Raw genomic sequence first — 18,372 nt, 5'->3', positions numbered from 1 at the left:
TGGCGCAGCCGTCGAGGTATTTCTGCCAGGCCCAGTCGTACTTGAACGGCACGAGTTGGTTGAGGTCGGCGCGGCAGTTGATCATGCGCTTTTCGTCAACGGCGACGCGAGCGGCGGAGCCTTCCAGCTCGGCGAGGCCTTCGGCGACGTCGAGTTTGTCGAGGGCGGCCTTGGCGCGGATGATGGCGGCGGAGTCACTGGCGGTGACGGCGCGGGCTTCGATGGCAGCAGCAGCGCCTGCACCGTCGAGACGGTCCATGTTGGCTTCGGTGGCGTGGCCAGCGTTGGCGCCTTTGGTGGCTACTTCGCCTTCTTCTTCTTTATCGAATTCGTCCCAGCTCAGCATGACGTGTCGTCTCCTGCGTGAGGGCTCAAAGGTGCCCGTGTGAAACCGGATGGTTGGGTGTTCACACGGCCCTGAGGCCGCGGTGGATCTTAAGGAATCGTTTGTTGCAACAGCTCGCGCAGGCATTAAACGGAATTGGGTTACGGGTGGACTGCTTGAGGCTTGAGGTGCGCAGCGGTAGGTGCAAGCTCGCGCGGAGGCCTCAGGTCTGGCTCTTCATCCCAGTGTAAAGGGATATTGCAGGCCCGATTTACCCGCGCATTGTAGGGGAAAAAAACCGGTTTGTGTTGGGGCGGATGGTCACGGTGGGCGGCCAGAATGGTGTGTTTTTCGGCCAGAGTGCGGGTTTATAAGGCTTTGCTGGGGTTGGATTTTTTTGACGGGTGGTGGGCGGGGTTTTGTGGCTGGGGGAGGAGGGTGTGTGTGGCTGCCGCCGCTTTCGCGAACAAGCCCGCTCCCACATTTGGATTGGGGTGTGCCAAGAGGTGGGTTCTTTGCCGCAAGAACGATTTCTTGCGGCGAGTAAGGTCGGGTGTGGTGTTAACTAACGAAGTTGTTATCCGTTAGAGCAACCATTGCCCATCACATGGTAATTAAGAATATGACGCTGACCTTGGGAATCTTCATATTCCATCTTTACCGGTACCACTTCGCAGACTTCTGGAATGCTGCTCATCGACAGTACTTTGGCAACGTCCAAGTGGGTGCTGTAAGTGTAGTCCTCGACAATCGGGGCGTTGCGGCTAGCTACGTCAGTCGGGGCTTCGTCGGCCAGGGCGGCGGTGGCGCACAAGCTGCTGAGGGCCATAACTACTAAAGCTTTCATTTCTCTGTTTACCTTATTTAGGTCGAGTGGGGTCACGGGGCCCTTGTGAGGCCGCGTGTGTAACTTAAGAGTTGGGAAGTTCGGATTAACGTTGCCTTCGTGGGGGCTGTTGCGTTGTTAATCACAGTGTCGTGTTGACGGAGTTGATTTTAGGCGTGCGGGTTATATTCATATACCCGTGCTTTTGATAAACACTATTGGCGGTTTTTGTAACAATCCCGTGGTAAAGCTTTTTTCACAAAGCCGCAAAGCGCCGCAGCCTGCGGGCTAGAGCCGCAAACGCGGATGTCAGGGCAATTTGTAGGGGCTTGTTACTACCATCGTCGAATGGTTCTATGGGGCAGCCCCGGCTACAACAGGGCATACAAAAACAACTATTGTCACCGAGGTAAGAAAGATGAGTGCGGCTTCCCTGTACCCCGTTCGCCCCGAAGTAGCAGCCAACACGCTGACTGACGAGGCGACCTACAAGGCCATGTACCAGCAGTCGGTGGTCAACCCCGATGGCTTCTGGCGTGAGCAAGCCAAGCGCCTTGACTGGGTCAAGCCTTTCACCGCGGTGAAGCAGACCTCGTTCGACGATCACCATGTCGACATCAAGTGGTTTGCCGATGGCACCTTGAACGTTTCCTACAACTGCCTGGACCGTCACCTCGCTGAGCGTGGCGATCAGGCGGCCATCATCTGGGAAGGCGATGACCCTTCCGAAAGCCGCACCATCACCTACCGCGAGTTGCATGAAGAAGTCTGCAAGTTCGCCAACGCCCTGCGCGGCCAAGACGTGCATCGCGGCGACGTGGTGACTATCTATATGCCGATGATCCCCGAAGCCGTGGTCGCCATGCTGGCCTGTACCCGCATCGGTGCGATTCACTCCGTGGTGTTTGGCGGTTTTTCGCCGGAAGCCCTGGCCGGTCGCATCATCGACTGTAAGTCGAAGGTAGTGATCACTGCCGACGAAGGCATCCGTGCCGGTAAGAAGATTCCGCTCAAGGCCAACGTCGACGACGCCCTGACCAACCCGGAAACCAGCAGCATCCAGAAAGTCATCGTGTGCAAGCGCACCAATGGCGCGATCAAATGGAATCAGCATCGCGACATCTGGTACGAAGACCTGATGAAAGTGGCGGGCACCGTGTGTGCGCCCAAAGAAATGGGCGCCGAAGAAGCGCTGTTCATCCTTTATACCTCCGGTTCTACTGGCAAGCCTAAAGGCGTGCAGCACACCACCGGCGGCTACCTGCTCTACGCAGCGCTGACCCACGAGCGCGTGTTCGACTACCGTCCAGGCGAGATCTACTGGTGCACCGCCGACGTCGGCTGGGTCACTGGCCACACCTATATTGTCTACGGCCCGCTGGCCAATGGCGCGACCACGCTGCTGTTCGAAGGCGTGCCGAACTACCCGGACATCACTCGGGTCGGCAAGATCGTCGACAAGCACAAGGTCAACATCCTCTACACCGCCCCGACCGCAATCCGCGCGATGATGGCTTCCGGCACCGCCGCCTGCGAAGGCGTGGACGGCAGCAGCTTGCGTCTGCTGGGTTCGGTGGGTGAGCCGATCAACCCAGAAGCGTGGGACTGGTACTACAAGAACGTCGGCCAATCCCGTTGCCCGATCGTCGACACCTGGTGGCAGACCGAAACCGGCGCTACCTTGATGAGCCCGCTGCCGGGCGCCCATGCGCTCAAGCCGGGTTCGGCGGCACGGCCGTTCTTCGGCGTGGTGCCAGCGTTGGTGGACAACCTGGGCAACATCATCGAAGGCGCTGCCGAAGGCAACCTGGTGATCCTCGATTCGTGGCCAGGCCAGGCCCGTACCCTGTACGGCGACCATGACCGTTTCGTCGATACCTATTTCAAGACCTTCCGTGGCATGTACTTCACCGGCGACGGCGCCCGTCGCGATGAAGACGGCTACTGGTGGATCACCGGGCGTGTGGACGACGTGCTGAACGTGTCGGGCCACCGCATGGGGACCGCCGAGATTGAAAGCGCCATGGTCGCCCACCCGAAAGTCGCCGAAGCGGCGGTGGTCGGTGTGCCGCATGACATCAAGGGGCAGGGCATCTATGTGTATGTCACCCTCAAGAATGGCGAAGAGCCGAACGAAGCGCTGCGCCTGGAGTTGAAAAACTGGGTGCGCAAAGAGATCGGGCCGATTGCTTCGCCGGACGTGATCCAGTGGGCACCGGGCTTGCCGAAGACACGCTCGGGGAAAATCATGCGGCGGATTTTACGCAAGATTGCCACGGCTGAGTATGACGGGCTGGGGGATATCTCCACCCTGGCAGACCCGGGTGTGGTGGCGCATTTGATTGAGACGCACAAGACCATGAATGTGGCGTAAGGCGGGTTGGTGATACAGAGCCCCATTCGGTGTGAGCCGGATGGGGCTTTTTTGTGGGATCTTGCAAACAGTGGAGATCCCCTGTGGGAGCGGGCTTGCTCGCGAATGCGGTGGGTCAATCAACATCTCCAGCGACTGACACTCAGCATTCGCGAGCAAGCCCGCTCCCACATTTGGACTGCATTTCATAGCGAGGGCGGTGGTGGTATGACGAGCCTGCATAACCTTCAGGCCAATAAATATCGGTTTCTCTCGTAGGGCATTTCTGAATGTTACCGTTGTTGCCAAATGTGTAACCCAGCGCCCAAACATGAGGCGATGTGCTACACCTGTGCCCCGAAAAGCCCCATTCCAGACGCTCCCAGAAATAAGATTAAACGCCAGACTTGCCGTGCTAGAAGGGTTTGCGAATAATAGGCCCGCAATTTGCAGCATCAACAGGTTTAATATCTTTTGTCTCTGCATAAAATTCAGAGGCTGTCAATGTGCTGGACCCGCTTTCTCGGTGCTTCTGTAAATTGTTGTCGCATTGAGGAAATATCGGCTTCCGGCCTGTCGTTAGAATGCCGATCACTCGCTCGTCGTCGCAGGTTTAACTTGTGTAGGACGCAGCACCGCAATTCGGTTTCCCTTAAGTCGCATCGTGGGCCATGGCTCATACTGCTGTTTTGCCCTATACCGATGGAGTCCCAAGATGAAGAAACTCGTGCTGTTGGGCGCCCTGGCGCTGTCCGTGCTGTCCATGCAGGCTTTCGCTGATGAGAAGCCCCTGAAGATTGGTATCGAAGCGGCTTACCCTCCGTTTGCCTCGAAGGCGCCGGATGGCAGCATCGTGGGCTTTGACTACGACATCGGCAACGCCCTGTGCGAAGAGATGAAGGTCAAGTGCGTATGGGTCGAGCAAGAGTTCGACGGCCTGATCCCTGCGTTAAAAGTGCGCAAGATCGACGCGATCCTGTCGTCCATGTCCATCACTGACGACCGCAAGAAGTCGGTGGACTTCACCAACCGCTACTACCTGAGCCCAGCACAGCTGGTGATGAAGGAAGGCACCGCCGTCAGCGACAGCCTGGATGAATTGAAAGGCAAGAAAATTGGCGTGCAGCGCGGTTCGATCCACGATCGCTTCGCCAAGGAAGTCCTGGCCCCTAAAGGCGCCACGGTTGTTCCTTACAGCTCGCAGAACGAAATCTACCTGGACGTGGAAGCCGGTCGCCTTGACGGTACCGTGGCTGACGCCACCCTGCTGCAAGACGGCTTCCTGAAAACCCCGGCCGGTAAAGGCTACGCGTTCGTGGGCCCACAGTTCACCGACGCCAAGTACTTCGGCGACGGCATTGGCATCGCGGTGCGTAAAGGCGACAAGGCCGAGCTGGACAAGATCAACGCGGCGATCGCAGCGATCCGTGCCAACGGCAAATACAAGCAAATCCAGGACAAGTACTTCGACTTCGATATTTACGGCGCTGACCCTAAGTAACTCGTCGCAGCTGTCTGTCCGCAATGGCGCAAGCAACAGAATTCCTGAGGTTTGCGCCATTTTTTCATCCCCCTTTTCGAGGACCTGAATCATGTTGAAAGGCTACGGGGCCGTCATCCTCGATGGCGCATGGTTGACGCTTCAGCTCGCCTTGTCGTCCATGGCCTTGGCCATTGTTCTGGGTCTGATCGGGGTCGCGTTGCGCCTGTCGCCGGTGCGCTGGTTGGCCTGGCTGGGTGACTTGTACTCCACGGTGATCCGCGGGATCCCTGACCTGGTGCTGATCCTGCTGATTTTCTACGGCGGCCAGGACCTGCTTAACCGCGTCGCGCCGATGCTCGGCTATGACGACTATATCGACTTGAACCCCTTGGCCGCCGGTATCGGCACCCTGGGTTTCATCTTTGGCGCCTACCTCTCGGAAACCTTCCGTGGCGCCTTCATGGCCATTCCCAAGGGCCAGGCCGAGGCCGGCCTTGCGTATGGCATGAGCAGTTTCCAGGTGTTTTTCCGGGTGATGGTGCCGCAGATGATTCGTCTGGCGATCCCCGGCTTCACCAACAACTGGCTGGTACTCACCAAGGCCACCGCGCTGATCTCGGTGGTGGGTTTGCAAGACATGATGTTCAAGGCCAAGCAGGCGGCAGATGCCACCCGCGAGCCTTTTACCTTCTTCCTCGCAGTGGCGGCGATGTACCTGGTGATCACCAGCGTGTCGTTGCTGGCCCTGCGTCATCTTGAGAAGCGCTACTCGGTAGGCGTAAGGGCGGCTGATCTATGATCTTCGACTACAACGTCATCTGGGAGGCCATGCCGCTGTACCTTGGCGGCCTGCTGACCACCCTGAAACTGCTCGCCATCTCGTTGTTTTTCGGCCTGCTCGCCGCCTTGCCCTTGGGCTTGATGCGTGTGTCCAAGCAGCCGATCGTCAACGGCGCGGCCTGGCTCTACACCTACGTGATCCGCGGCACGCCGATGCTGGTGCAGCTGTTCTTGATCTACTACGGCCTGGCCCAGTTCGAAGCAGTCCGTGAAAGCTTCCTGTGGCCGCTGCTGTCCAGCGCCACGTTCTGTGCGTGCCTGGCGTTTGCGATCAACACCAGTGCCTACACCGCCGAGATCATTGCCGGTAGCCTCAAGGCCACGCCCAATGGCGAGATCGAAGCGGCCAAGGCCATGGGCATGTCGCGCTACAAGCTATACCGCCGCATCCTGTTGCCATCGGCCTTGCGCCGCGCGCTGCCGCAGTACAGCAACGAAGTGATCATGATGCTGCAGACTACCAGCCTGGCCTCCATCGTCACCTTGATCGACATCACCGGTGCCGCGCGCACGGTGAACGCCCAGTTCTACTTGCCGTTCGAAGCCTATATCACTGCCGGTCTGTTCTACCTGTGCCTGACTTTCATCCTGGTGCGCCTGTTCAAGTTGGCCGAGCGCCGCTGGCTGAGCTACCTGGCTCCACGGAAGCACTGATATGCAACGTATCGATCACCTGTTGCCCTGGGGCCACCTGGGCTGCGAGCGCCAGCTGAGCGTATTCCGTTTTGGCAAGGGCGAGCGCAAGGCCTATATCCAGGCCAGCCTGCACGCCGATGAGTTGCCCGGCATGCGTGCCGCGTGGGAGCTAAAGAAGCGCCTCGCTGAACTTGAAGAGCAAGGCGCCCTTAACGGCGTGATCGAGTTGGTGCCGGTCGCCAACCCGATGGGCCTCGGCCAGTTGCTGCAAGGCAGCCATCAGGGGCGTTTCGAGATCGGCAGCGGCAAGAATTTCAACCGTGACTTCGTTGAGTTGAGCGAGCCGGTTGCAGCGTTGCTCGGCGGCAAGCTGGGGGATGATCCCCACGCCAACGTACGCCTGATTCGCCAGGCCATGAGCGATGCCCTCGACGCGTTGCCCGCGCCAAGCAGCCAGTTGCAAGGCATGCAACGCATCTTGCTGAGTCACGCCTGCACCGCCGACGTGGTCTTGGACCTGCACTGCGACGCCGAAGCTGCGCTGCACATGTACGCGTTGCCGCAGCATTGGCCGCAGTGGCGCTCGCTGTCGGCACACTTGAATGTGAAAGTCGGGTTGCTGGCGGAAGACTCCGGCGGCAGCTCGTTTGACGAAGCCTGTTCGCTGCCGTGGCTGCGTTTGTCCCGCACGTTCCCCGAGGCGCAGATCCCGTTGGCGTGCCTGGCGACCACCCTGGAGTTGGGCGGGCAAGCCGATACGGGCCGTGACGAGGCGATCTTCCATGCCGAAGGGATCCTCGCGTTCCTCGCCGAACAAGGCTTGATCAAGGGCGAATGGCCGGCACCGCAACACGAGCCTTGCGAAGGCGTGCCCTTCGAAGGCACTGAATTGCTTTTTGCACCCCACGCCGGGGTGATCAGTTACCTGTGTAAAGCCGGTGACTGGGTAGAAGCCGGCGAACCGATTTTTGAAGTGATTGATCCCCTGGAAGACCGCGTGAGCACTGTTTGCGCGGGCACGACCGGGGTGTTGTTTGCCGTTGAACGGCTACGTTATGCCCAAGCGGGTTTCTGGCTGGCCAAGGTGGCGGGGCGCGAAGCGCTGCGTCACGGGCGCTTGCTCAACGACTGACCACCTGTTTTTGTGAGAACCGACCGCATGTACAAACTTGAAGTCCAAGACCTGCATAAACGCTATGGCAGTCATGAAGTGCTCAAAGGTGTATCCCTGGCCGCCGCTGCCGGTGATGTGATCAGCATCATCGGTTCCAGTGGTTCGGGCAAAAGTACCTTTTTGCGCTGCATCAACCTGCTGGAGCAACCCCATGCCGGCAAGATTCTGCTCAACAACGAAGAGCTGAAACTGGTGGCCAGCAAGGACGGCGCCATGAAGGCCGCCGACCCTAAACAACTGCAACGCATGCGTTCGCGCCTGTCGATGGTGTTCCAGCATTTCAACCTGTGGTCGCACATGACTGCGCTTGAAAACGTGATGGAAGCACCGGTGCACGTGCTGGGCATGTCGAAAAAAGAAGCCCGTGAAAAGGCCGAGCATTACCTGGCCAAAGTGGGCGTGGGCCACCGCAAGGATGCGTTCCCGGGCCACATGTCCGGTGGCGAACAGCAGCGCGTGGCAATCGCCCGTGCCCTGGCGATGGAGCCGGAGGTGATGCTGTTCGACGAACCTACCTCGGCCCTCGACCCGGAACTGGTCGGCGAGGTGCTCAAGGTCATGCAGGACCTGGCTCAGGAAGGCCGCACCATGGTGGTGGTGACCCACGAAATGGGCTTTGCTCGTGAAGTGTCGAACCAGTTGGTGTTCTTGCACAAAGGCATCGTGGAAGAACGTGGCAACCCGCGTGAAGTGCTGGTGAACCCGCAGTCCGAGCGTTTGCAGCAGTTCTTGTCCGGTAGCTTGAAATAATCAAGGCTGCTTTTATGCACTGAATTAGTGCATGCTCCACAGTCTTGAAGTCGACCTCAATCCTCTGTGGGAGCGGGCTTGCTCGCGAATGCGATCTATCAAATACAGATGGATTGACTGACACGCCGCATTCGCGAGCAAGCCCGCTCCCACATTTGGATCTTCATCGACTTTAAGGATTTGTGCTCGATTACGGGCTAGCATTGGCCTTTGTCTTCATTACTGTTACTGGCTTCGGATAGCACTCCATGACCGCCCACAAAATTGGTTTCCTGATTTGGCCCAGCACAAAAGCACTCACGCTTGCGCTGGCTGAGGAGGCCTTGCGCGTTGCTCAACGGGTGCATCCGGACGTGGTCTACGAGTTGTCGTTCCTGCTCGCCGAACCTGCCACCGAGGGCGCCTGGCAACTGCCGGGTGAACCGTGGGCCGGCAAGCTGGAAGGTTTCCAGAAGCTGTTCCTGCTGGCGGATGAACCACCGACGGCTATTGCCTCCCAGCTTAGTACTGCCCTCAAGCAACTGGTGCGCGCCGGGTGTGTGATCGGCGGTTTGTCGGCCGGTGTGTACCCGCTGGCCCAACTTGGCTTGCTCGACGGCTACCGCGCCGCCGTGCATTGGCGCTGGCAGGACGATTTCGCCGAACGCTTCCCCAAGGTCATTGCCACCAGCCACCTGTTCGACTGGGACCGCGACCGCCTCACCGCCTGCGGTGGCATGTCGGTACTCGACCTGCTGTTGGCGGTGCTGGCCCGTGATCACGGCGCTGAACTGGCCGGTGCGGTCTCCGAAGAATTGGTGGTGGAGCGCATCCGCGAAGGCGGCGAACGCCAGCGTATTCCTCTGCAAAACCGCCTGGGCTCCAGCCATCCCAAGCTGACCCAGGCCGTATTGTTGATGGAAGCCAATATCGAAGAACCGCTGACCACCGACGAAATCGCCCAGCATGTTTGCGTGTCGCGACGACAACTCGAACGCATCTTCAAGCAATACCTCAACCGCGTCCCCAGCCAGTACTACCTGGAACTGCGCCTGAACAAGGCCCGCCAGATGCTCATGCAAACCAGCAAGTCGATCATCCAGATTGGCCTGTCATGCGGCTTCTCCTCGGGGCCGCATTTCTCCAGTGCCTACCGCAATTTCTTTGGCGCCACCCCCCGTGAAGACCGTAACCAGCGGCGTAGCAGCAGCCCGTTCGAGTTATCGTCGGTGCCCGCCGAGCGCGGCTAGGGCTTATTCCTCCATAGGCTCCTCGGGCAGTTGCATCACGGGGTCGCCGTTGCCGTCCACGGTGATTTCGTGGATCTGGAAGTCAATCCCCGTCTGCACGTAATACTGCCTCAGTCGATCCAGGCTCTGCCGTGACCAGGGGTTGTTGCTCAGGTCGGACTCGTCGTGAAAGGTAAGCGTCCAGCCAAGTCACCTTCCGAACTCCAGCATTAAGGGCGATGGTGTCCGCGTATTTTTAAGCGGACGCGATCGTCCTTAACGTTAGGATTTCCATGCGCCAACGAAGCTCTTACCCCAAACCGTTCAAGGTCCAGGTCGTTCAGGAATGCCTACAACCGGGTGCGACCGTCTCCAGCGTTGCCATCCGCCATGGCATCAACGCCAACGTCATTCGAAAATGGCTACCGCTTTACCGAGATCAGCTACCCGCGGTGTTGTCGGCGTTCGTTCCATTGAGGGCTACGCCCAAACGGCCGACTGCAGCATCGGTGATTATTGAGCTATCGCTTGGCGAGCAGTCAGTCACAGTGAAATGGCCAGTGTCCGATCCTGACGGCTGCGCCCGCTTTGTCCGGGGGCTTGCCCCGTGATCCGCATCGATAGCATCTGGCTTGCCACTGAGCCGATGGACATGCGCGCCGGCACCGAGACCGCATTGGCCCGTGTAGTGGAGGTATTCGGTGCGGCGAAGCCGCACTGTGCTTATCTGTTCGCCAACCGCCGCGCCAACCGCATGAAAGTGTTGGTGCATGACGGTGTAGGGATCTGGCTGGCCGCGCGGCGATTGAACCAGGGCAAGTTTCACTGGCCAGGCATCCACCGCGGCTCGGAAGTTGAACTCGACACCGAGCAGCTTCAGGCTTTGGTGCTCGGTTTACCTTGGCAGCGGGTTGGTGCAGCCGGTGCGATCACAGTGCTGTAGCGCCGGCCATTAGCCCATCGCTTTATCTGCGCTGATCGCCTGCTCTGGCACAATCAGCGGCATGACTTCCTCGCCCAATCTCGACCAACTGACACCTGAGCAACTGCGCGCACTCGCTGCGCAGTTGCTGTCGCAAGTCGACACGTTGGGTAAGACGGTTGAAACGATGGGCAAGAAGATCGACCGCGATCAAACCGTCATCGAGCAGCTCACCCATGAAATCGCCTGGTTCAAGCGATACAAGTTCGCCAAGCGTAGCGAGCAACTAAGCCCTGACCAGGGCAGCCTGCTGGATGATTTGCTCGACACGGACATTGCCGCTATCGAGGCGGAACTGAAAACCCTCAATCCTCCGGCGGCTCCGGCTGAACCCCGCCAACAGCCCAAGCGCGCACCGCTGCCAGCCCAGTTTCCGCGTACTGTGATCCGTCACGAGCCGCAGAACACTCAATGCACCTGCGGCTGCCAGCTGCAACGCATCGGCGAAGACATCAGCGAAAAGCTGGATTACACGCCGGGCGTGTTCACCGTCGAACAGCACGTGCGTGGCAAATGGGCCTGCCGTCAGTGCGAAACACTGATCCAGGCGCCGGTACCAGCCCAGGTGATCGACAAGGGCATCCCCACTGCCGGCCTGCTGGCTCACGTGATGGTGGCCAAATTTGCCGACCACCTGCCGCTGTATAGGCAAGAAAAGATTTTTGGGCGCGCTGGCCTGGCCATCGCCCGCTCGACGCTGGCGCAGTGGGTCGGACACACCGGCGTACAGCTCCAACCATTGGTCGACGCCCTGCGCGAGGCGGTACTGGCGCAAGGCGTGATCCACGCCGACGAAACCCCCGTGCAAATGCTGGCCCCTGGCGAGAAGAAAACCCACCGGGCTTACGTCTGGGCATACTGCACCACACCCTTCGCCGACCTGAAGGCCGTGGTGTATGACTTCAGCCCCAGCCGGGCTGGTGAGCATGCGCGCAATTTTCTGGGTCAGTGGAGTGGCAAGCTGGTCTGCGACGACTTCGCCGGCTACAAGGCCAGCTTCGAGCAGGGCATCACCGAAATTGGCTGCATGGCCCACGCCCGCCGCAAATTTTTCGATCTGCACGCAGCGAACAAAAGCCAGTTAGCCGAACAGGCGCTGCACTCCATTGCCGGGCTGTATGAAATCGAGCGGCAAGCACGGCACATGAGCGATGAAGAACGCTGGCGAATACGGCAGGAAAAGTCTTCACCAATCCTCGATGCGCTGCATAACTGGATGCTGGCCCAGCGTGATCGGGTGCCCAACGGATCAGCCACGGCAAAAGCCCTGGATTACAGCCTAAAACGCTGGTTAGCGCTGACGCGCTATCTGGACGACGGCGCCGTGCCTATCGACAACAATCAGGTCGAGAACCAGATTCGACCATGGGCCCTTGGACGCTCGAACTGGCTGTTTGCCGGGTCGCTGCGCAGCGGCAAACGGGCGGCGGCGATCATGAGCCTGATCCAGTCGGCGCGGATGAATGGGCATGATCCGTACGCCTACCTGAAGGATGTGCTGATGCGGCTGCCGACACAGCGGGCCAGCGAGATTGGCCAACTACTGCCGCATCAATGGGCACCCGCCTGAATTACGCAAGGTGAGTTCGGCAGACGCTTACAGTTCCGCGCCCCCAGCGACCGTTGATGGCGCTCATGGTGCTCACCAAGTCCGGCGTTAGCAAACATCGGGTTGCTTCTCTGTGTCATGGCGATTCGCCGCCGGCAATTTATCGCCTAGTGCTGACGAGCTGCTGTGCCAAAAAAGAGTTACGGAAGTATTCGCGGAAGGCTTTCATTGGCGCGGTACATGGCCAGATCTGCATGCATGATGAGATCGTTCGTGCATTGCCCATCTTTGGGCGCGATGGCGACCCCCAGGCTGGCTGACACGACTAGGCTGTGCCCTAGGATTTCAATGGGGTGCGTGAACGGTCTCCTGGACACGGGCTAACTCACGCAGACGCTTGTCGAATGAGCGACTAAAACAGATCTCCAGTCTGAGTTCGATCTCATTCAGCGACGGCTTTATAACCTTCGCTGACAACTTCATTTACAGCTCAGCCTTACACGCTAATTTCCCCTTATGTTCGGGTGATCGGTTCCGGCTTACCAAACAGGTAACCTTGGAACGCTCGGCAGCCGATAGCAATCAGCAACTCCAGTTGTTCGCGCTGCTCCACGCCTTCGGCTACCACCTCCAGGCCGAGGTTTTGCGCCAGGGTCACCACGGTGTGAGCGATGGCGCTGTCGGTGTTGTCGGTGAGGATTTCGTCGACGAAGGACTTGTCGATCTTCAGCTGATCCAGCGGCATGTGCTTGAGGTAGCTCATGGACGAATAGCCGGTGCCGAAGTCGTCCAGCGAGAAGCGCACGCCGACCTGGCGCAGTGCCTGCATCTTGCCGATGGTTACCGTCAGGTCGTGTTGCAGCATGGATTCGGTGATTTCCAGGCGCAGGCGGTTGGCCGGTGCGCCGCTGCTGGCCAGCACCTGCAGCACCTGCTGGACGAAATCGGCCTGGCTGAGCTGGCGGGCGCTGATATTCACGGCAATGGTCCAGACCTGGCGCATGGGGTCGTGCTGCCACTCGGCCAGCTGGCGGCAGGCGGTGGCCAGTACCCATTGGCCGATCGGAATAATCAGGCCGCTTTCCTCGGCCAGGGGAATGAACTGCGCCGTGGAAACCAGGCCGCGCTGCGGGTTTTGCCAACGCAGCAGGGCCTCAAAGCCGAGGATCTGCTCGTCGGCGTCGACTACCGATTGGTAGAACAGGCGCAGCTCATCCTGCTCCAGGGCCAGGCGCAGGTCCCGCTGCAGCAGGGCGCGCTGGTTGATTTCGCTCTGCAGGGCGTTATCGAAGAAGCACAGCTGGTCGCGCCCGGCATCCTTGGCTTTGTACAGCGCCATGTCGGCCCGCTTGATCAGTTCGTCGGCGTTCTGCAGCGTGCCATCGAACAACACCACGCCAATGCTCGGGGTGATCTGCGCCATATGGTCGTGGAGCTGATAGGGCGCGGACAGCACCTGGCGGATCTTCTCGCCAGTATCGCTGGCATGGTGCATGGCGCTTTCCTGGCTGTTGCCCAGCTCTTCGATGATCACCACGAACTCGTCGCCGCCCAGGCGCGCCACCGTGTCGCTCTGGCGCAGGGTGCCCTGCAGGCGCACGGCCACTTCCTTGAGCAGCTGGTCGCCGATCGGGTGGCCGAGGGTGTCGTTGATTTCCTTGAAGTGGTCCAGGTCCATCAGCAACAGGGCACCGTGCTGATTATGCCGTTGGCTGTTGTGCAGGGCGCGGATCAGGCGTTCGCTCATCAGGCGGCGGTTGGCCAGGCCGGTGAGGGCGTCGTGCAGGGCCATGCGCTGGGCGGCTTCTTCGATGCGCTTGCGCTTGGTGATGTCGGCGCGGATGGCGATGTACTGCTCGGGCAGGCCATCCTTGCCGATGAAGGGCATGATGGTGCTCTGCACCCAGTACAGCGAGCCGTCCTTGGCGCGGTTGCACACCTCGCCACTCCACACCTCGCCATGGCTGATGGTGCGCCACAGGTCCTGGAAAAATTCGCGCGGATGATGGCCGGAGTTGATCATTTTGTGGGTGCGGCCGACCAGTTCACTGCGGGCGTATTGGGAAATGGCGCAGAACTTGTCGTTAACCTGGGTGATTACCCCGCGGGCATCGGTGATGGCGACGATGGCGTGGGCATCCAGGGCGGCCTTGATCTCGGCGATTTCACGCAGTGAGTCAATCAACTGTCGGCGATTGTGCTCGCGTTCGCTGGTGTCGGTGAAAATCGCCAGCACCCCGGCTTCGCGGCCGCTGACCTGGCGTTCCGGCACCACCAGGCAGGAGGCATAGGCGCTGTTGCCGTCCGGGCGCAGGTATTGCAGGTCCAGGTCGCTGCGTATGCCGTCGAGGGCTTTGATCAGGTGTGGTCTGATCTGCTCGGCAACGTCGTCCAGCAGCAGATCGCCGATGGTTTGGCCGATCACGCTTTCCGGACGACGATCCTGGCTGCGGATTAGCGTCGGGTTGGCATAGCGCAGGTGCAGGTGCTCATCCAGGCGGGCGATGCCAACCGGCAGGTTGCTCAGCAGGTTGTGCAGTTCGGTTTCCTGTTCGCGAATGCGCTGCTCACGCACTTCCAGCAAACGATAGGGTTTGCGCACGGCAATCTGGAAGGCAGCCAGGTAGAAGAAGCAGTAGGCGGCCACCTTATAGATGTGGCCGAACAGGTTGATGAATTCCGAAGTCGTTCGGTATTGGGTAAACGCCAGGCCGCCCATCGCGGTAATGAAACAGGCCGCGCCCAGCCATAGATCGCGGCTGCTCTGAGTCTTGCGGCTACGCAGGAAGAACCACAGGGCCAGGCCCAGGTTGGCGACGCACAGGATGAGTTCGCAGGTGTTCTTCAGTGGCGTCAGGCCGCTGCCGGGGATATAGCTCAGCGGCAGCCATTGTGGGCGCTGAGTGGCGATCAGGAACAGGGCGGCGACCAGGACAATGCCTGCTATCAGCCAGGCATTGCGGCTGCCGGGTAGGCGCAACGACAGGGCTGCCAGGCAGAGAACGGCCACCTCGACCGCACGGCTGCTGAGCCAGAAAAAGATCGCCGTGTTGGTACTGCCATCCACCACCAGCCCCGGCATGCCGGCGAAATACAGGGTATGCAACATGTCCAGGCCGGCCACGCTGGCGAAGCCGAAGACCAAGGTCTGAGCTATGGGCTCGGCGTCATGATCAGGGGTATTCCAAGCAATAGTCACAATCATCAGCGAGACGCTGATGGCGAACATTTCCAGCAGGATATGCACCGAGAGGTAGTCGGCCGGACGGGCAGTGAAGATGGCAATCGGAGGCAGGCTCAGGGCCAGGGCCATCAGTACCAAGGCCAGGGCGCAGGTGCTCAGAGCCAGACTGCGGTGGTTCAGATAGAGAGGCTGCAAGGCGTTGTCCGGGGGCGCTGCTAGCGCCCGTTGTGCAGGATTATTAACTGTTGAAACGCTCGACCAGCGCGTGCAGGGAGCCTGCAGTGGACTGTAGCTGGCTGCCTAGGCGCGCGCTATTGCCGGTGACTTCGGCATTGTCGTTGGTGGCCTGGGAAATCGAGTTGATCTGCCGGGCAATATCCTCAGCGACCAGACTCTGCTGTTCGGCGGCAGCGGCCATCTGCTCGGCCATCTGATGGATGTTGTCGACCGTCTGGCTGATGCCCTGTAGCGACTGTTCGGTTTGCGCTACCCGCGCCACGCCGTTACGCGCTTCCTCGCTGCCGGCGCGAGCTACGCTCAAGGCACGTTCGGTTTCCTTATGCAGGCCCGTGATGATGCCCTGGATGACGTCGGTAGACTGGCGGGTCTTGGAGGCCAGGGCGCGCACTTCGTCGGCCACTACGGCAAAGCCACGGCCCTGCTCACCGGCGCGGGCTGCTTCGATGGCGGCATTCAGGGCCAGCAGGTTGGTCTGCTCGGCAATCGCGTGGATCATGCTGGCGGCTTGCTGGATGGAAGCGGTTTCATCGGCCAGTGACTGCACCGATTGGCCGATGCCATCGACAGTCTGCGCCAGTTGCTCGATGACCTGGCGGCTTTGCTGCGACTGCTGGGCGCCGGCCATAGCCAGTTCACTGGCCTGACGTGCTTCCTGAGCGGTTTGCTGGACGTGGCTGGAGACCTGATTGATCGACGCGGCCATCTCGTGCATCGCCGTGGCGGCCTGGTCAGCTTCATTGCGCTGGGCCTGCAGGGCACGTTCGGCCTGCTCGTTGAGGCGGCCGTTTTCCTTGGCCAGGGCGGCGGTCTGGTCGGCGAAGTCTCCCAGGCGGCAAAGCGCCGTGCGAATCCGTGCATCCTCGCTGATCAGTGCCAGGTGCAGCAGCGCCAGTGGCCCGGAGGCATCGCTGTAGGTGCGGGCCACCAGCGGGCTGTCGAATGTTTTTGGCGCTACTGCACGAGCCCGGCCGAGCAGCTGGCTGGAGTTGTGCAGGCTGGCAAAACCCTGCAGCCCAAGCAGGACCAAGGTCAGCAGCAACGCCGTGCCGGGCAATTCCAGGCTCCAGAGCGCCGCGCCGCTCACTACACCGAGCAGCGGCAGCACGAAGAAGCGTGCCAGTTGCGCGAATGCCTCGCCACGGCCGATGGCCGGGCGCCCCTGGTTCAGGCGCGCGTAGAGCGCTTCGGCACGGCGCACCTGCTCGCTGTTGGGTTTGCTGCGCACCGACTCGTAGCCGACGACCCGGCCGTTTTCCTGGATGGGCGTGACATAGGCGCTGACCCAATAGTGATCGCCGTTCTTGCAGCGGTTCTTGACGATGCCCATCCAGCTGCGTCCGGATTTTAGGTAGTCCCACATATGAGCGAACACGGCAGGCGGCATATCCGGGTGACGCACTAGGTTGTGCGGGCTGCCGACCAATTCCTCGCGGGTAAATCCGCTGATCTCGGCGAACTCGTCGTTGCAGTACGTGATGATCCCGCGGGTATCGGTGGCGGAAATGAGGTGCTGTTCTGCTGGGAAACTGCGTTCGCGGCCGCTGAGTGGTTGATTGATTCGCATGGGGAGGGCTCACCTGAATGATAGGCACATCGATAGCCTGGGAGGCAGTGGGTCTAGTCGGCTCTGTAAGCTGATCGTTTAGTCAAACTTTTTCACATTAGCAGGCACCCCTCTTGATGCTCCCCCCATAGAGGGGGGGCTAAAAGACAGGTGAACAGCCTGATAGTCACAACTGTCGAAGAGTGCTCCCCCTTGATAGGTATTAGGGCTGGCAAACAGTTGTCGACCTGCGGCGGCAAAAGTTGAGTGCAGCACCTGGCCTTTCCGGTACGGTGCTGCCCCTATGTCTTACTCCGAACTCAGCGTTGAAGAGCGCGTCATTTAAATCGGTCATGCCCAAGGTTTCAGCCTGCGTAGGATTACCTGCTTGATCACCCGATCCCCTTCGACCATCAGCCGGGAGCTGCGCCGCAATCGAGATGCCTGCGGTTGTTACTCGGCCCGTGCGGCCCGGCAGCAGATGCAGGCCCGCCGCTAGGTTTGTCGACCGATGCGAAAGCTGTTGCTGGGTAGCGAGCGCTTCGAGTTGGTGGCCCATCTGCTGCGTGAGCGTTTGTCTCCCGATCAGATTGCCCGCAAGCATGCGCAGCATGAAGACTCCCAACCTCAGAGAGGCCTACGTCTGTCGCAAGACGATCAATAACGCGATCTATGCCCTGCCGGTCGGTGAACTGCGCAAGGAGCTTATCATCTGCCTGCGCCAAAGCAAGACGACGCGCAGACCGCGCTATGGCGGTGTGGATCGGCGCGGCCTGATCCCTGAGATGGTCAGCATTCATGTGCGTCCGCCGGAGATCGAAGACCGGCTGATGCCGGGGTATTGGGAGGCGACCTGACCAAGGGTAAGGCTAACGCCTCGTCTGTAGGCACGTTGGTGGTGCGCGCCAGCGCCGACCCACAGAGAGCAGTTCCTGGTAGATATGGTGATATTGCACCGTGTTGCGCGGTCGGCTACCAGGCAGCGGCGCTTTCGGTCGGCCAGTTCACTTTGATGGTACCGCTCGGGTGTGGGATTTCCAGACAGATAGTCGATGACGCGGAATCCGACTTTGTCCCAATAGCCTGCAAGGACAGAGGAATGAAAGCAGGTTGCAGCGCCATGGCTTTCTGCGTGTGCACTCGGATCCATTTATGGACGAGGTTTGCGTTGAGGCTGTGGCTCAGCGCAACGCTGGCAATCGAGGCCCCGGGCTGGGCGCACTCTTGAATAATCTGGGCCTTGAAGGATTTGGAGTAGGAACGGCGTTGTGGCTGCATG

At 60.0% G+C, this 18,372-nt stretch carries 15 protein-coding genes and 3 pseudogenes; 11 read left to right on the top strand and 7 right to left on the bottom strand.

The window, feature by feature from the left end; all coding sequences use genetic code 11:
• A pseudogene (locus HF257_RS03610) lies at positions 1-346 on the bottom strand (ribonucleotide-diphosphate reductase subunit beta); the annotation flags it as partial.
• A gap of 556 nt (positions 347-902) precedes the next feature.
• A complete protein-coding gene (locus HF257_RS03605) occupies positions 903-1,172 on the bottom strand; it encodes a DUF2790 domain-containing protein (RefSeq protein WP_026136438.1) in 270 nt (89 codons plus the stop codon).
• Between the two features lie 397 nt (positions 1,173-1,569).
• Between HF257_RS03605 and acs the strand changes: the two genes are divergently transcribed.
• From acs to tnpC, 10 genes are all read left to right on the top strand, one after another.
• Complete coding sequence (gene acs / locus HF257_RS03600; RefSeq protein ID WP_017734150.1) at positions 1,570-3,525, top strand: acetate--CoA ligase; 1,956 nt, start codon at positions 1,570-1,572, stop codon at positions 3,523-3,525.
• A 694-nt stretch (positions 3,526-4,219) separates the two neighbouring features.
• The gene (locus HF257_RS03595) at positions 4,220-5,005 is read left to right on the top strand and encodes an ABC transporter substrate-binding protein (RefSeq protein ID WP_185703161.1); all 786 of its coding nucleotides are present in this window, start codon (positions 4,220-4,222) and stop codon (positions 5,003-5,005) included.
• Between the two features lie 91 nt (positions 5,006-5,096).
• The gene (locus tag HF257_RS03590) at positions 5,097-5,786 is read left to right on the top strand and encodes an ABC transporter permease (RefSeq protein ID WP_010208305.1); all 690 of its coding nucleotides are present in this window, start codon (positions 5,097-5,099) and stop codon (positions 5,784-5,786) included.
• Positions 5,783-6,481: an ABC transporter permease gene (locus HF257_RS03585; protein ID WP_159961329.1), complete on the top strand. Its 699-nt coding sequence runs from the start codon at positions 5,783-5,785 to the stop codon at positions 6,479-6,481. The genes HF257_RS03590 and HF257_RS03585 overlap by 4 nt, the downstream gene beginning before the upstream one ends.
• A gap of 1 nt (position 6,482) precedes the next feature.
• Positions 6,483-7,595, top strand: coding sequence for a succinylglutamate desuccinylase/aspartoacylase family protein (locus tag HF257_RS03580; RefSeq protein WP_185703163.1), 1,113 nt, complete (start codon positions 6,483-6,485; stop codon positions 7,593-7,595).
• 27 nt (positions 7,596-7,622) lie between these two features.
• Positions 7,623-8,387: an ABC transporter ATP-binding protein gene (locus tag HF257_RS03575; protein ID WP_185703165.1), complete on the top strand. Its 765-nt coding sequence runs from the start codon at positions 7,623-7,625 to the stop codon at positions 8,385-8,387.
• 248 nt (positions 8,388-8,635) lie between these two features.
• Positions 8,636-9,616 carry a transcriptional regulator ArgR gene (gene argR, locus HF257_RS03570; RefSeq protein WP_185703167.1) on the top strand — a complete coding sequence of 327 codons (981 nt, stop codon included), beginning with the start codon at positions 8,636-8,638 and terminating at the stop codon, positions 9,614-9,616.
• 272 nt (positions 9,617-9,888) lie between these two features.
• A complete protein-coding gene (tnpA, locus tag HF257_RS33500) occupies positions 9,889-10,206 on the top strand; it encodes an IS66-like element accessory protein TnpA (protein WP_073665984.1) in 318 nt (105 codons plus the stop codon).
• Complete coding sequence (gene tnpB, locus HF257_RS33275; protein WP_010562499.1) at positions 10,203-10,538, top strand: IS66 family insertion sequence element accessory protein TnpB; 336 nt, start codon at positions 10,203-10,205, stop codon at positions 10,536-10,538. Before tnpA (HF257_RS33500) ends, tnpB begins: the two co-directional genes overlap by 4 nt.
• A gap of 61 nt (positions 10,539-10,599) precedes the next feature.
• Positions 10,600-12,147 (top strand): IS66 family transposase, encoded by a 1,548-nt coding sequence (gene tnpC, locus HF257_RS03555; protein WP_060772731.1) that lies wholly within the window; start codon positions 10,600-10,602, stop codon positions 12,145-12,147.
• Positions 12,148-12,326: 179 nt separating this feature from the next.
• On the opposite strand, the gene HF257_RS33495 is transcribed toward tnpC, so the two are convergent.
• The 4 genes and pseudogenes from HF257_RS33495 to HF257_RS33770 all read right to left on the bottom strand — a co-directional run.
• Positions 12,327-12,503, bottom strand: coding sequence for a diguanylate cyclase domain-containing protein (locus tag HF257_RS33495; RefSeq protein WP_078466174.1), 177 nt, complete (start codon positions 12,501-12,503; stop codon positions 12,327-12,329).
• Between the two features lie 137 nt (positions 12,504-12,640).
• A complete protein-coding gene (locus tag HF257_RS33425) occupies positions 12,641-15,505 on the bottom strand; it encodes a bifunctional diguanylate cyclase/phosphodiesterase (protein ID WP_198342814.1) in 2,865 nt (954 codons plus the stop codon).
• 43 nt (positions 15,506-15,548) lie between these two features.
• Positions 15,549-16,634, bottom strand: coding sequence for a methyl-accepting chemotaxis protein (locus HF257_RS03540; protein WP_411829050.1), 1,086 nt, complete (start codon positions 16,632-16,634; stop codon positions 15,549-15,551).
• 150 nt (positions 16,635-16,784) lie between these two features.
• A pseudogene (locus tag HF257_RS33770) lies at positions 16,785-17,114 on the bottom strand (PAS domain-containing protein); the annotation flags it as partial.
• Between the two features lie 325 nt (positions 17,115-17,439).
• On the opposite strand from HF257_RS33770, the pseudogene HF257_RS03535 reads away from it, so the two are divergent.
• Positions 17,440-18,003: pseudogene (locus tag HF257_RS03535) on the top strand (IS30 family transposase); the annotation flags it as partial.
• Positions 18,004-18,065: 62 nt separating this feature from the next.
• Here the strand turns inward: HF257_RS03535 and tnpA (HF257_RS03530) are convergent.
• On the bottom strand, positions 18,066-18,371 hold the full coding sequence (gene tnpA / locus HF257_RS03530) for an IS66-like element accessory protein TnpA (RefSeq protein ID WP_047302739.1): 306 nt from the start codon (positions 18,369-18,371) through the stop codon (positions 18,066-18,068).
• Position 18,372: the final 1 nt, after the last annotated feature.

The organism is Pseudomonas cremoris, from assembly GCF_014230465.1.
The sequence above is the reverse complement of the archived record's forward strand: the minus strand, read 5'-3'. Positions and strand labels throughout refer to the sequence as shown.

Bases quoted from the DNA above. Each gene is read 5' to 3' on its own strand.
- HF257_RS03605 (WP_026136438.1), bottom strand. From the start codon at position 1,172: ATGAAAGCTTTAGTAGTTATGGCCCTCAGCAGCTTGTGCGCCACCGCC.
- acs (WP_017734150.1), top strand. From the start codon at position 1,570: ATGAGTGCGGCTTCCCTGTACCCCGTTCGCCCCGAAGTAGCAGCCAAC.
- HF257_RS03595 (WP_185703161.1), top strand. From the start codon at position 4,220: ATGAAGAAACTCGTGCTGTTGGGCGCCCTGGCGCTGTCCGTGCTGTCC.
- HF257_RS03590 (WP_010208305.1), top strand. From the start codon at position 5,097: ATGTTGAAAGGCTACGGGGCCGTCATCCTCGATGGCGCATGGTTGACG.
- HF257_RS03585 (WP_159961329.1), top strand. From the start codon at position 5,783: ATGATCTTCGACTACAACGTCATCTGGGAGGCCATGCCGCTGTACCTT.
- HF257_RS03580 (WP_185703163.1), top strand. From the start codon at position 6,483: ATGCAACGTATCGATCACCTGTTGCCCTGGGGCCACCTGGGCTGCGAG.
- HF257_RS03575 (WP_185703165.1), top strand. From the start codon at position 7,623: ATGTACAAACTTGAAGTCCAAGACCTGCATAAACGCTATGGCAGTCAT.
- argR (WP_185703167.1), top strand. From the start codon at position 8,636: ATGACCGCCCACAAAATTGGTTTCCTGATTTGGCCCAGCACAAAAGCA.
- tnpA (WP_073665984.1), top strand. From the start codon at position 9,889: ATGCGCCAACGAAGCTCTTACCCCAAACCGTTCAAGGTCCAGGTCGTT.
- tnpC (WP_060772731.1), top strand. From the start codon at position 10,600: ATGACTTCCTCGCCCAATCTCGACCAACTGACACCTGAGCAACTGCGC.
- tnpA (WP_047302739.1), bottom strand. From the start codon at position 18,371: ATGCAGCCACAACGCCGTTCCTACTCCAAATCCTTCAAGGCCCAGATT.